Source organism: Variovorax sp. PBL-H6 (assembly GCF_901827155.1).
GTDB lineage: Bacteria > Pseudomonadota > Gammaproteobacteria > Burkholderiales > Burkholderiaceae_C > Variovorax.
The window spans coordinates 1860625-1873216 of sequence record NZ_LR594659.1; the positions used below are offsets into that span (position 1 = coordinate 1860625).

The following is a 12592-nucleotide window of genomic DNA, read 5'->3' on the forward strand; positions in this document are numbered from 1 at the left end:
GCCCAGCCCTTTTCAGGAGTCGCGATGCGCATCAGCACCCAATCCTTCTACGCTCGGAGCATGAACGACATCGGTTCGCAGCAGCAGCAGCTGTTCCGGATCCAGCAGCAACTCGCCGCCGAGAGCAAGTTCCTGACGCCGGCCGACGACCCGGTGGCAGCGGCGCGCGCGCTGGGCGTCTCCGACACGCTCGCGCAGTCTTCGCAGTACGCAGCCAGCCGCGGCCGCGCGACCTTGTCGCTGTCGCGCGAAGAAGACGCGCTGAAGTCCGCCACCGAGATCCTGCAGAACGTCAAGACCATGGTGGTGCAGGCGGGCAACGGCACCCTGTCCGATGCCGACCGCGCCTCGCTGGCCACCGCGATGCAGAGCAATCTCGACCAGTTGGTGAACGTGGCCAATGCCGACGACGGCAACGGACAGTTCCTCTTCGCCGGCTACAAGAGCGCCAACCCGCCTTTCGTTGCGCAGGCCGGAGGTGGCGTGCAGTACATGGGCGACCAGGGACAGCGATTGGTCCAGGTCGATGTCGCACGGCAGATGTCCGCCGCCGACGATGGCCGCAGCGTCTTCCAGTCGGTGCAGGGCAGTGCGGGCTACGTCGCAAGCGCGAGCGCGGCCAACACCGGCTCGGGCGTGTTCGGGGGTATCGGCGTGACCGATGCCTCGTCCCCGCTCTACGGCAAGGACTTCAACATCAGCTTCGCCGGCGGCAACTACACGGTGACGACCAGCGACACCCCGCCCGTGGTGGCGGCCACCGGCCCCTACACGCCCGGGACGCCGATCGCCTTCGGCGGCGTTCAGCTGAGCATGAGCGGCACGCCGGCGGACGGCGACAGCTTCCGGGTCGCCACCGCGAAGAACGCGGGTACGGACGTCTTCGCCGCCATCGGCGATGTGATCAGCGCCTTGCGCCAGCCGCTGGCGGCCGGCGGCGCGGCGGCGCAGGCCAAGCTGCAGAACGCGCTCTCCACTGCCAACGTGAAGATCACCAACGCGCATGACAACGTGCTGACCATCCGATCTTCGGTTGGCTCGCGCATGAACGAGATCGATGCCCTCGACGACGCGGGCGCCTCGCGCGACCTGATCGACAAGAGCTATCTGTCCGACCTGCAGGACCTCGACCCGGCTGCGGCCATTTCGGAGTTTCTGCAGCGGCAGACCTCGCTGCAGGCGACGCAGCAGACCTTTGCGCGGCTGCATGGGATCTCGCTGTTCAACTATCTCTGAAGGAGCGCCGCAGGCTCACCCGATGACTGACAACACAGCAAGTGCCGACGCCGCCGCTCCTGCGATGGCACACGCGCTCAAGACCCTGCCGCCGCTGGCTGACCAGATCGTCGACAAGGCGATCGACAACATGACGCGCAAGCTGGTCGCGGGCTTTCGCAACAAGAACAATGCCAAGCCGAACGCGAAGAGCACCGACTATGCCGCGGAAGGCAAGGAGGCCTTCAAAGCGGCGTCGGCGGAGTCCGTGATGCAGGTGGCCAATCGCGGCCAGGCCTGGAAAGAGCTGGTTCAGAAGAGCCTGAGTGCGGGCATTTCCTCGATCGCCACCCTCCGGTTCGACGGCGAGTTCAAGATCACGGGCGGACAACGGCCCGATGGCTTCGACAACATCATGCCGAGCACGCCCGGTGTCTATGTCGTTCATGACGACCGCACGGGCAAGCCGGTCTACATCGGCGACAGCGAGAACATGCGCCAGCGGTGGCATGCCGGCCATTTCAACGAGTACCGGCAAGGGCAGCGCCCCAGTGGCGAGCGCTACAAGCTGGCAGACGAGTTCGAGAACGGCTGCACCGTCAAATTCATCAAGATGGATTCGAAGGAGTCAGCTGCGGCACTGGAGGCCCATCTGATCCGCGAGAGCAATGCGCTCGACGCGGGCATGCTCAAGAATAAAAGGGAAGAGCTGCTGACGGAGCAGGGCTCGCGAAGCAACCAGGAGGCCAAGAAGCTCAAGGACGCCTCCGGCACCACGGCATCGCTGGTGAAGGGCGCAGCCGGCGAGGCGCTCAAGAACGTTGGCCATGACGTGTTCCAGCAACTGACGACCGCCGCCATCAAGGCGGTGAAGGACGAGCTCATCGACATCTTCGCAGGAGGCAAGGCCAAGATCGCTGCTCGGGTCAAGCGGCTTCTCACCAAGGTGTTTGCCGTCTTGCAGGGGGTGCTCGACGATCCGCTGAAGCTGCTGCGGGGACTGGTGGAGTTCATCGTCAACGCGCTCTCCAAGGCGATCGGACAGGTCTACAACCTGGCGCGCAACCTCTTCGACATCGGGAACGGTGCGTGGAATCTCTACCGCGGCGCCAACACCATGTCGCGCGAGGAACTGGTGCGCAAGATCAGCGAGACGGTCATCGTCAGTGGATCGCTCGTGGTGTGGGATGCGCTGGAGCCGGTGATCGAGAGCCATCTCGGGATGCTCGGCCCGTTCGCGCCTTACGTTTCGTGCGCCGTCGTGGCGATAGGCTTTGGCTTGTCCAGCTATGCATTGCAGAAAATCGTCACCAGGATCATCGATGCGATCGTGGCATTCAAGCAGGGCTTTCTGGACTCCATGGAGGCCGCGCGCGCTGCGTGCGAGCAGCTCGTCCGAAACGCGGAAAAGGAGCTGGAAATGATGGCCGACCTGCGCGACTATGTTGCGTCCACGATGGAGGTCATGGACCAGATGCGTGCGCATACCGCCACGCTGTCGCTGCACCGGAGCATCCAGCCGCTGGACGTCCACACCCTTCTTTCCAAACGCTCGCAGGCATGACGACCTTTGCCGTGAATGCGGTTGAATCCGCTCTTGTGCCTGTGCCTGTGCCCGCACATCAACTGGTGCTTCTGGATTCCGAGAAACAGGAAGTCTCGGATTTCAAGGCCGATCTGGAAGCAGCGCTGCACGACGTCAACGAAGCTTTGAAGAAGAGTCAGGAAACGAGCGAGAAGGTCGGAAAACTCGAGAAGAAGTTGCAGGACCGTGGATGGTGGGAGGCAGTCAAGGACACTTTCGACGGCTCGACTGACAAGGAACTGACCTTGCAGGTGATGGCATTGAGCCAGGGCATCGCCCTCACGCAACGGGTGGTGCGCGTCGTGCTCAAGGTTCAAACACAAAAGAACCGGCTGCTCCAGGCCTTCAACGGCGCGCTGGTCGACAAGATCGCCAACATCGAGGGAGACACCCGCACCCTGGACAGCAACCAGAAGGTTGCAGCGCTTGAATTCCTGGGCGAACTGCGGCAGCAGATCGAAGAACAGATCCGTCAGCAAGAGCTGGTGGAAAGCCACGAACATCGCCTGCGGGCGCACGAGCAATGGCTGTTCGAAGTGGACAACAGCCGCGCGGAATCGGTCCGGGAACTTGCCCGTGTGGAGGCGGGTTCCACGGCGCTGAAGCAGCGTGTCGACGAAATCGGTCAGTGGCAGCTGGACAAGGACGACCACGATGCCGCGCTGCGCGAGCAATTCGCTCGATCGGAGTCCGATGCCGCAAACCTGAAAGAGCAGGTTCGCGAACTTGAAGGCAGGCTGGCCAGGCTTGAAGAATCCGCTCGACAGATGCGGTCGATGAAAGCCATGCTCATCCGGCAGGTCTTGCCGCTCCTCGCGCTTGGATTTGCCGTGGCTGCGCTGTTGAACCACCTCGGCCAGGGCTGAGCGTCAATAGAGCAGGCCGATCGATGGCCCGATCTGTCGTGCCCGCCACATGAAATTCGATCACTGCGCCGTCATGGACGCAGTACGGCTCATGCGCCGAACATGTTTTTCTTGATCTCGTCGAGATGGTGCTGCATTTCGCGGCGAGCGCCAGCCGCGTCACGGTTGCGCACGGCCTCGACGATTCTTATGTGCTCGTCGAACACCTTGGCCTTGGCCTCGTCGGTCAACGTGCGGCGCTTCATCTCGCCCCACTGCGACTCGAGCCGGACCGTGCCGATCATGGCGTAGACCCCGAGCGGGTGGCGCGGTGAACCCGAAGGTGCTGCTCACCTCCCAGGGCCGCCGCCACCGCCAGGGCCGCCACCACCGCCGGGCCCGCCGCCGCCAGGACCGCCACCGCCGCCGGGCCCGCCGCCGCCAGGGCCGCCACCACCGCCGGGCCCGCCGCCGCCAGGACCGCCACCGCCGCCAGGCCCGCCACCGCCGCCGGGCCCGCCACCGCCAGGGCCGCCACCGCCAGGGCCGCCGCCGCCGCCAGGGCCGCCACCACCGCCGGGGCCGCCACCGCCAGGGCCGCCACCACCGCCGGGGCCGCCACCAGGGCCACCACCGCCCGGGCCACCGCCACCGCCGCCACCAGCGCCCCCGCCAGCGCCTCCACCAGAACCGCCGCCGCCGGCGCCAGCGCCCGCGCCGCCACCAGGGCCCCCGCCACCGCCGGCGCCAGCACCGCCGCCGCCAGCGCCAGCGCCACCACCAGCACCGCCAGCACCACCGCCGGCGCCCCCACCACCGGACCCACCACCTGCGCCGCCACCAGGACCTCCGCCGCCGGCACCACCACCTGCGCCGCCACCAGGACCTCCGCCGCCAGCACCACCAGCGCCAGCGCCAGCGCCGCCGCCGCCGGCGCCACCACCAGCACCCCCGGCGCCACCACCAGCACCTCCGGCGCCAGCACCAGCACCTCCGGCGCCAGCACCAGCACCGCCGGCGCCACCACCAGCACCAGCACCAGCACCAGCACCAGCACCAGCACCGCCGGCGCCGGCGCCTCCGCCGGCAGCACCACCACCAGGACCGCCGCCGCCAGACCCGTCGCCACCGGCAAAGAGCCAACTGAGGCCGCGATTCCCAGCGCCTTTGGACGGCGCACCAGTACCCGTCGAACGTGGGTCAGTCACCGGCCCGCGTGGTTGTGCCACCCGGGTCGCTGGCGCAGGGTTCACGCATGGTGCTTCGCCGAACGGGTTGTACCTGTCACAAGGCAAAGGAGCCACCGGCGGCCTGCGTGCAGCGGTCTGGTAGGGGGTGCTCTGCATCGGAATGGAACGCGGCTCGCTCGCGCGGGGGGGCGTCCCGGGGGGAACCAGCGACGGCTGGGCCGAAGCCGGTGAAGCATTGCCCTTGGGAGCTTCGTTCGCCTTGACTTCGTCCGTTCTTGCAGGCGCAGCGACCTTCCGTGCTTCGGTCGCTCTGGGTTCCTCGGCGACCCTGGAGCGCTCGGAGAATTTTGCAAGCCTGTCGGTCCGCGCAAGGCCGCCTGCAGCGCCGGATCGGGTGAAATTGCGCGCGGGTGCCGCACGCATCGGTTCTGTCACGGCAGCAGTGGCGTGCTCAGGCGGGCTGACTTCGTCCTGTGCAGCAGGCGCTGTCGGTGCTGGCGCCAGCTGGGCTTCTTGAGTCGGCAAAGGCGCGGGTTCTACCCTGGCTTCATTCGTCGTCGGCGCGGGTTCTATCCTGGCTTCGTTGGTCGTCGGCGCGGGTTCGCTCTGGGCTTGCGTCGTCGAAGGCGCAGGCTCGGCCGGCGGCGGCACCGCCGCTGCGTCCATTCGCTCCGGTGGCGCACTCGGGCTCGTGGCGATCGAGGCCGGACCGGTGAGTGGAGGGCCCTGCCTGGCTGGACGGCCGAGATACCAGATCACGAAGGCGACATGCAGCAGCGCCAGGATGATCAACAGCCACACGATCGACACATCGACGCCCGTGGGCACCGGAACTCCCAACACGCGCCGCGGCGTCTTGCTCCCGCGCTGGGCGCGCACCGGGGGCCATGAATCCAGCGACCCGGCCGATCCCTGGTGCACAGGCGTGTCATGCGTGCGCGCCTCGGTCGATTCGCCGCCGGTCGGCAGAAGCTTCGCGGCGCAATGCCGGCAATACCGAGCCGTGTCCCTGTTGAGGGTCTGGCACTGGCTGCAGACGCGGGTCAGGTGCTGCGGCTGAATCGCCGGTCCTGGTGCCTCCCAGTCTGTCCAATTGGGCTGGGCCGGGGCTGTGGCTGCCCCTGGTTTCAACGCTTCCCGCGGCTCGTTCGCTGCGACTTCGGCCACCCGAGCCAAGGTCGGCGCGCCCTTCACGGGCTCGCTCATGTCCGACCGAGGTTGGCGGGCCGCCTCGGTCATGGCTTGCAGCTAGAGTTCACGGCGGCTCTCCTTGTCAACCGACTTGTTCACGGAGAGCCGGCGCCTAAGCCGCTGCTCTGCAACCGCCAGCTTGGCAAACGCCTGGAGATCCTCGTCCGTGGGGCCGGCTCCGGCGCCGTGCACATGGCTTCGGAACGCATCGACGATGCGCGACTGAACCGCTCGCCTCGCGCGAGCCGCCGTGGCGAGATCGATGCGCTCTCGTTCTTTCCTGGCGCAGGCGTCCTCGCTGGATGCGCTCGCGTGCCGAGGCGCGGGTGTTGACCGGCACTTGCGCCATGCGGCTGATCTCTTCAGGCGATTGGCTAACCGTGACATTCTTCTTCTCCGATCAAGGCCGCTGCGTGGGAAACATTCACACAAGTAGTGCTCTTGTCGTATAGCCAAGCCCGGTTTCTTGTCAGACAGGGTCTGAAGTTGATGTCCCGCGCGGGCGTCCTGCCTTCTTGAAGGTCGTGCCCCTGGACGAGACTGCCGGCAGAAATTGCCGCATCGTTTGCGTCAGAACTGGGTCTGGCCAGTGCCGGTGCGGTCGTGCACCCATCGCATCGCCTGCTGTTCTGCATGCCGAAGTGCCTCCTGCTTCGTTGCATAGCCCACTTCATCCGTGTCTGCCGGCAGTGTCGAGTCCGGCACGCCGTAGGGGCCGCTGCGCAGAACCACGACCGGCCGAAAAATACCGCTTTCCATCGGCTCCACGCTGCAGAAGAACTCGAAACCGCGATAGGTGAACGAGAAGGGCAGGTCCGACTTCGGATCCCTGAGTGTCGGGCTATTGCTCATGTGATTCATCTCCATTGACCGGCTTTTGGGTTGCGCCCTTTTCGGGGGCTGATCCAAGTTGCGCAGGGGAAGCTCACCAGCACGAAACAGACCACCTCCGGGCAGGCCCCATCCGGGAGGCGAAATGGGTCTGGGACAGGTCGCCGGGCAGGGCTCCTTGGCCGCCCCGGCACCCGGATTGCCCCATTTAGCCCATTTGCCCATAGCACAGGGAGATCCCAGATGACTGGATTGAGCAGCGAAGAGCTCGACATCCTTCGAGCCAGGTTGGACGCCCGCGAGGCTGAACTCGGCGCGCAGGTGAGAGGCATGAACGAAGAAGCCGAGGAAGCGCCCAGCCGCGCCGCACCTCATAACGTCGGAGACCTCGGCGAGCAGGGCGAGGAGCTGATCCGCGGCGCAGTGCGCCATGCGGAGAAGGAGCGTGACCAGATGGAACTGCGCCAGATCGCGGATGCGCGCGAGCGAATGGACCTCGGCACCTACGGTAGCTGCGTCGACTGCGGGGCGGACATTCCCGTTGAGCGCCTGGAAGTCCTGCCCTTCAGCGACCGCTGCGTGAGCTGCCAGGAGGCGTACGAAGCGGCGAATCCGATCGGGGTGCGAATCCCGCCCGCCCTCTAGACGCAGGCAAGACGCACGGCAAGCGCGCTGCAGAGGCAGGCGCCAGGCACAACGCTGCGCTGACCGCCACTGCGCGCACACCCGGTCAAGGCTGGCCGGGGCTCTTGCGGCCGCGCGCGCCGAACCGGGGCAACAACATGCCGACCTGCTGCCGGTACGCCTGGTAGCGCTGGCCGAACTGTTCGACGAAGTCGCGCTCCTCGAACCAGATGCCGATCAGGATGTAGCCGGTAGAAGCCGCGGCAAACAGCAGGTGGCCCGCCGTCAGGGTCGGCGCCGCCCAGAAGGCCAGGATGAAGCCGACATAGATCGGGTGCCGCACATGGCGGTAGAACAGCGGCGTGCGAAAGTCCGCCGCCGGCAGCGCGTGTCCACGCAGGTTCGCCCACACCTGCCGCAAGCCGAAGAGCTCGAAGTGGTTGATGAGGAAGGTGCTGATGAGGAGCACGCCCCAGCCCATCCAGAACACGCCTTGCAAGGCGATGCGCGCAACGGGATCGTCGACCCTCCAGATGACAGGTTCGGCAATGGGCCGCCACTGCCACAGCAGCAGGGCCAGCGCCGCGCTCGCTGCCAGCACGAAGGTGCTGCGCTCCATCGAAAGAATTGGCCCGCTGTGGGTCCGCCGCCGCGGGCGCTACGGCACTTCGCAGCCGTGCGGCTTGCGCGGCTTCATCGTGCCCACCCGCGGTTCTCGAGCACTTGGGCAATGCGCACGGCGGCCCGCGTGGCTCCGTCGGTTTCTACCGGGCGGTAGCGCACAGGCTCATGCATCGCGGCAAGCGCACGCCGGGCGAGGGCGTCCGGGTCCAGCGTTGCCGCGTAGTCCATCGATCGGTCGGCGGCGTAGTTGGCCAGGCGCTGGCGCACGTGCACGCACTGTTCGAAATGGCGCTGGAGCGGAAAGCTCAGGAAGGGGCGGCGCGTGGCCACCAGTTCCATCGTGGTCGACAGCCCGCCCTGCACCAGAGCCAGGTCGCAGCAAGCCAGGTGCTCGAAAAGGTTGTGCACATCGACCGCAGCTCCAGCCCGGGCTGGGCTTCGAACTCGTCGGTGGACAGCCGGGGGCCCGTGACCAGGATCAGGCGCAGTTCGGGCAGTTCGCGCTTCATGCGCGGGAACGCTTGCGCGATGCGCTGCAGCAGGTGCCGGCCGGTGGACGTGCCGCCCACCGCTGCAATGGCGATCTTCTCGTCGCTGCGGTAGCCATGCTGCGCGCGCAAGCGTTCGATATCGGCCAGTGCACGCGGATCGAAAGGCAGGCAATAGCCGCAGTAGCAGAAGTTGCGATCGGTCCAGTCGCGGATGGCCGGCATGCCGGGCCCGAAGGGCTGCTCGGTCACGTCTTCACGGTTGCCGACGAAGATGGCCGCGTCGCGCAGGTATGGATAGCGCGCCACGTGTTCGATGTCGTCTGCGTTGCGATCGGCGCACAGCAAGGCTTCGCGCTCGTTGCCTTCCTCCATGGGCAGGCAGCCGACGAAGTCGGTGAGAAAGACATACGGTTGGCGCTTGAGCTCCGGGTTCTCGTGGTAGTGGTAGTCCACCTCCCACGCCTCGTCGCCGATGACGATGTCGTAGTGCTCGGCCTCCACCAGGTCCACGAAGGTCATGAAGTTGTGGCTCATGACCTCGTCCATGGTGCGCAGCGCAAAGAAGGCCGACAGGTCATGCTCGCCGGCCACGCGTTCGAAGTGGCGGCTCTCGTTGGCCAGGCGCCGGGTGATCGGGTGCAGGTGTTCGCCCTCGCGCTCGAGGTAGCTCGCAGCGGGGTCGGTGGTAAACCAGTCGATCGACAGGTCCGGCTGCAGCTTGCGCAGCTCGCGCGCGATGGCCAGGTCGCGCTGCACGTGGCCCAGGCCGATGGGGCTGGAGATGAACAGCGCGCGGCGAGGGCGCTTCATGGCGCGCGTCCAGGTGCGCTCGCGCCGCCTGCCGCCCATGAACTCTCGCAAGGTGCGGTTGAAGACCACGGGGTCGCGTGCCGCCGTCACATGGCCGCCGCCCGCAATGGTGAGGAACTCGGAGCCTGCCACCAGCGCATGGATCTCCCGGCCTTTGGCGTACGGAACGCGCCCATCCTCGTCGCCATGGATCACCAGCATGGGGCAGGCCACGCGTCGCGCCAGGTCCCGCACATCGTTGTCCAGCCAGGCGTTTCGGCACCAGGCCAGCCAATCGGTGCGCGTGGCCCAGGCGTAGTGCGCGCCGTCTTCGTACGGCTTGGTCGAGTGCGCTTCGCTGAAGATGGTGGCCATGAACCAGTCGACGTAGGCGGGCCAGTCGCCGCGCAGCAACTCGCTTTCCATGGCCACACGTTGCACAAGCCTGGGGTCTTGCAGCAGCGACTCGGCAAATCCGCCGGCCGTGACCAGGTGCGTCACGCGCTGCGGCTGTTCGGCCGCCAGCCGCAGCACCGTCATGGCCGCGGCCGAGATGCCGACCAGCGCCACGCGTTCGGCGCCCACCGCATCGAGGACGGCGACGAAATCGCCATAGAAGTGATCGAAGCTGTAGGCCTCCTGCCCGACCGGCCGGTCGGAGCGCCCGTTGCCGCGGCCGTCGATCGTGATGACGCGGAAGTGCCGCGACAGGTAAGGCACCGTGCCCTTGAGCATCTGGCTGTGCACGATCTGGAACGGTGGTGCAAATGCGATCCACGGGCCGCTCTCGCCCCAGGTTGCATACCAGACCTTGACGCCATCGCGCTCGATGAACCCCTCTTGTACCGGCTGCACGGTTTCGTAAGGCGAAGAAGCGGCATCCGGCAGCGCACCCGGCTCGGGCAGCGCGCCTGCGATGCGCGCCAGGCGCTCCGGCAGCTTGCCGCCCTTGCGGTCGGCCGTGCTCATTGCGGGCTCCGGTCGCGCGCCGCGGGCACTTGGGCGTTGCGGGCCGCGGCCTTGGCGTCCAGCGATTCGAGCAGCCACTGCACGGCATCCAGCGCCGCGCGGTGCTGGGCCTGCTCTTCCTTCACGCCCAGCAGGTCGGCGAATTCCATGCCGAGCCAGAACTCCGAGATCCAGCAGGCAATGACTTCGGGCGTGAACGGGGGCGGCAGCTTCGTGCCGTCGGCCTCCAGGCCTGCAAGCGCCTCGCGCACTGCGCCCAGCACGAGCTCCTTCCAGGCCAGCAGCCGCGGCAGGAACTTCTCGCGCAGACCGGCGTTCGACAGGCTGGCCGCCCACAGCTCCGCTTGCAAGCGCACGAATCCCGATTTCAGGTCGTCCTGGTAGAAGCGCCGCGCGCTGGCCCATTTCTGCGCAAAGCCGGCGTCGCCCGCGTACATCGATGCTTGTCGTGCCAGCAGCCGCTGGTTGGCGGCATCGAGCACATCGATGACCAACTGGTCCTTGCTGCGGAAGTGGTAGTTGATCAACGCGTGGTTGACGCCGGCGTCCTTCGCGATCTCGCGCACGCTCAACGCTGCGTAGCCTTCGGACACCAGACGCCTGAACGCCGCATCGAGGATGCGCTCCCGTGTGTGCGTCGCGTCACCGTCGTGAAGCTTCGAGGCGACAGATCGAGACCGGCGGGCGGCAGCATCAGGCATCATCGATTCACCAACTGGTTTAAACAGTCGTTCAACTGTAGGTGGTCGATGCGTGCGTGTCAAACGGGAGTTCGGCTCTCCTGGATCTCGAGACGTGTCTGGGCGACGGCGGTGCGCCCTATGCCGCCAGCCCTTGAAACTGCGCAGACCTTCGCGTGTGCTGCTGCACGCGCGTTCAGCCTTGCGCTTCCGCTTCGGGCTTGTCGCCGCTTTCCGGCGCGCGCGATGGGTCGTCCGGAGCCTTTCGCTCCGTCGACGCGGTGCCGGATTTGCCCTGCGACTTGTCTTGCATCCCGAGGTCGGATGCCTCGCTCGTCGTGCCTGCGTGGCGGCGCTGGTCCTTCTCGCTGCCTTGCCGCTGGGGGTCTGGGTGTGCCATGGCGTTCACTCCCGATGAAAGTGGTGAGATGACGAAAGTACGGAAGGGGGGGCAAACCGCATGCCCGGGAGGCTTGCGGCACATCATTTCCGGTGGCTAGATGATTTCGGGGTCGTTGCGGATCGTGGTGCGGTCGCGATGCTTCTTCGCTTTGCCGAGCACGCTCTCGAGGGCCCGCAGCGCCTTTGGCTCGGCTCCTCGGAACGCCGCATCCAGTGAAGGGGCCTGATGCGACACGGCGATGGGCGGGTGCTGTGGCAGGTGCACCTCGATCAGGCAACGCTTGTCATCCGCTCCGCCCTTGTCGCTGTTGACATCGGACAGGTGCACCTCCGCGCGCCTGATGTCTTGCGCGTACCGCGAGAGGCTCTCGCGAATCTCCTGGTCCGCCCACCGCTCGAGCGATTCGCGGTTTTCCATGCCGTTGCCTGTGTTGATGTGGATTTCCACGTATACCTCCGGAAGAAAGTCAAACCCAGAAGCTGCGCACGGCGGCCCGGCTCGGGTGTAGGCGAACAGAGCAAAGACGGGTATGCAAACTGTCAGCTCTTCGGCACCCCGGCCGAAGGAGGTCTCTTCACGCATTCGACCTGCCGGGCAACCCCTGTCTGCTGGTTGCCCCCGGTAATCCTTGTCACCTCGCCCGCCGGGCAGCGGCCATCGTCGACGTAGACCACGTCTCCCTGGCGCACGCTACCCTTGGGCGGCATTTGCTTGAGCACTTCCACGGATGCTGGCGCTGCGCATGCAGTGCCGGCCATGAGCACGTAAAGGGCTGATTGAACGCCCAATGAAATTGACTGTAGCCTCATCAGCCCCCCAGAAGATGGAGTACCACGTTGCGATTGTGTGGGGGTTCATGGCGGCGAGCATAGGCCGGTATGTGAATGAGTGTGTAGGCGGCGCCGAGCCTTCGCGCGATAGTCACCCCATGATGGGAAAGCACGGCTTGGCGGTTCGGATGTTGGCTCTTGGTGAAGAGCCGAATGCGTGCGGCCTCGTTGCTGTGCCCCAACTGCAGCACGAGACTTTCCTCACGCCTTCACATAGTTTTCACGACCAGCAATCGTTCTTTACGCAAGCTTCAGCGACCCTTAAGGATCGGCCCAGAGACTGATTCCACAGCAAAGGAAGAAGTCCCGAGCTCCACCGAAAGGA

Annotated in this window: 14 protein-coding genes; 4 read left to right on the forward strand and 10 right to left on the reverse strand. The window is 66.2% G+C overall.

Annotated features, from left to right (window positions below; all coding sequences use genetic code 11):
* Nucleotides 1–24: 24 nt before the first annotated feature.
* Genes flgL through G3W89_RS08885 form a run of 3 tightly spaced genes read left to right on the forward strand, consistent with a single transcriptional unit; the run spans nt 25 to nt 3666 of the window.
* Nucleotides 25–1236, forward strand: a complete 1212-nt coding sequence (gene flgL, locus G3W89_RS08875) for a flagellar hook-associated protein FlgL (RefSeq protein WP_162573734.1) — start codon at nt 25–27, stop codon at nt 1234–1236.
* A 22-nt stretch (nt 1237–1258) separates the two neighbouring features.
* Complete coding sequence (locus tag G3W89_RS08880; protein WP_162573735.1) at nt 1259–2779, forward strand: GIY-YIG nuclease family protein; 1521 nt, start codon at nt 1259–1261, stop codon at nt 2777–2779.
* Nucleotides 2776–3666 (forward strand): hypothetical protein, encoded by an 891-nt coding sequence (locus tag G3W89_RS08885; RefSeq protein WP_162573736.1) that lies wholly within the window; start codon nt 2776–2778, stop codon nt 3664–3666. Before G3W89_RS08880 ends, G3W89_RS08885 begins: the two co-directional genes overlap by 4 nt.
* A gap of 89 nt (nt 3667–3755) precedes the next feature.
* On the opposite strand, the gene G3W89_RS08890 is transcribed toward G3W89_RS08885, so the two are convergent.
* The 3 genes from G3W89_RS08890 to G3W89_RS08900 all read right to left on the reverse strand — a co-directional run bounded on the left by G3W89_RS08890 (nt 3756) and on the right by G3W89_RS08900 (nt 6878).
* Nucleotides 3756–3950: an FCD domain-containing protein gene (locus tag G3W89_RS08890; RefSeq protein WP_162573737.1), complete on the reverse strand. Its 195-nt coding sequence runs from the start codon at nt 3948–3950 to the stop codon at nt 3756–3758.
* Nucleotides 3947–4774, reverse strand: a complete 828-nt coding sequence (locus tag G3W89_RS08895) for a hypothetical protein (protein WP_162573738.1) — start codon at nt 4772–4774, stop codon at nt 3947–3949. The genes G3W89_RS08890 and G3W89_RS08895 overlap by 4 nt, the downstream gene beginning before the upstream one ends.
* A 1822-nt stretch (nt 4775–6596) precedes the next feature.
* Nucleotides 6597–6878 (reverse strand): hypothetical protein, encoded by a 282-nt coding sequence (locus G3W89_RS08900; RefSeq protein ID WP_162573739.1) that lies wholly within the window; start codon nt 6876–6878, stop codon nt 6597–6599.
* Between the two features lie 222 nt (nt 6879–7100).
* Here G3W89_RS08900 and G3W89_RS08905 point away from each other — a divergent pair, with 222 nt between their 5' ends.
* Nucleotides 7101–7502: a TraR/DksA family transcriptional regulator gene (locus G3W89_RS08905; RefSeq protein WP_162573740.1), complete on the forward strand. Its 402-nt coding sequence runs from the start codon at nt 7101–7103 to the stop codon at nt 7500–7502.
* Nucleotides 7503–7587: 85 nt separating this feature from the next.
* On the opposite strand, the gene G3W89_RS08910 is transcribed toward G3W89_RS08905, so the two are convergent.
* The 7 genes from G3W89_RS08910 to G3W89_RS33650 form a co-directional block, all read right to left on the reverse strand.
* Nucleotides 7588–8100: a methyltransferase family protein gene (locus G3W89_RS08910; RefSeq protein WP_162573741.1), complete on the reverse strand. Its 513-nt coding sequence runs from the start codon at nt 8098–8100 to the stop codon at nt 7588–7590.
* Nucleotides 8101–8174: 74 nt separating this feature from the next.
* On the reverse strand, nt 8175–8435 hold the full coding sequence (locus G3W89_RS08915; protein ID WP_162573742.1) for a hypothetical protein: 261 nt from the start codon (nt 8433–8435) through the stop codon (nt 8175–8177).
* Nucleotides 8411–10354 carry an alpha/beta fold hydrolase gene (locus G3W89_RS08920; protein ID WP_162573743.1) on the reverse strand — a complete coding sequence of 648 codons (1944 nt, stop codon included), beginning with the start codon at nt 10352–10354 and terminating at the stop codon, nt 8411–8413. The genes G3W89_RS08915 and G3W89_RS08920 overlap by 25 nt, the downstream gene beginning before the upstream one ends.
* Nucleotides 10351–11058, reverse strand: coding sequence for a TetR/AcrR family transcriptional regulator (locus G3W89_RS08925; protein ID WP_162573744.1), 708 nt, complete (start codon nt 11056–11058; stop codon nt 10351–10353). Before G3W89_RS08925 ends, G3W89_RS08920 begins: the two co-directional genes overlap by 4 nt.
* Before the next feature lie 172 nt (nt 11059–11230).
* On the reverse strand, nt 11231–11434 hold the full coding sequence (locus G3W89_RS08930) for a hypothetical protein (protein ID WP_162573745.1): 204 nt from the start codon (nt 11432–11434) through the stop codon (nt 11231–11233).
* A gap of 96 nt (nt 11435–11530) precedes the next feature.
* Nucleotides 11531–12019: an HPF/RaiA family ribosome-associated protein gene (locus G3W89_RS08935; protein ID WP_232076426.1), complete on the reverse strand. Its 489-nt coding sequence runs from the start codon at nt 12017–12019 to the stop codon at nt 11531–11533.
* Nucleotides 11977–12246: a DUF6719 family protein gene (locus G3W89_RS33650; protein WP_443083160.1), complete on the reverse strand. Its 270-nt coding sequence runs from the start codon at nt 12244–12246 to the stop codon at nt 11977–11979. The genes G3W89_RS08935 and G3W89_RS33650 overlap by 43 nt, the downstream gene beginning before the upstream one ends.
* Between the last annotated feature and the right edge of the window lie 346 nt (nt 12247–12592).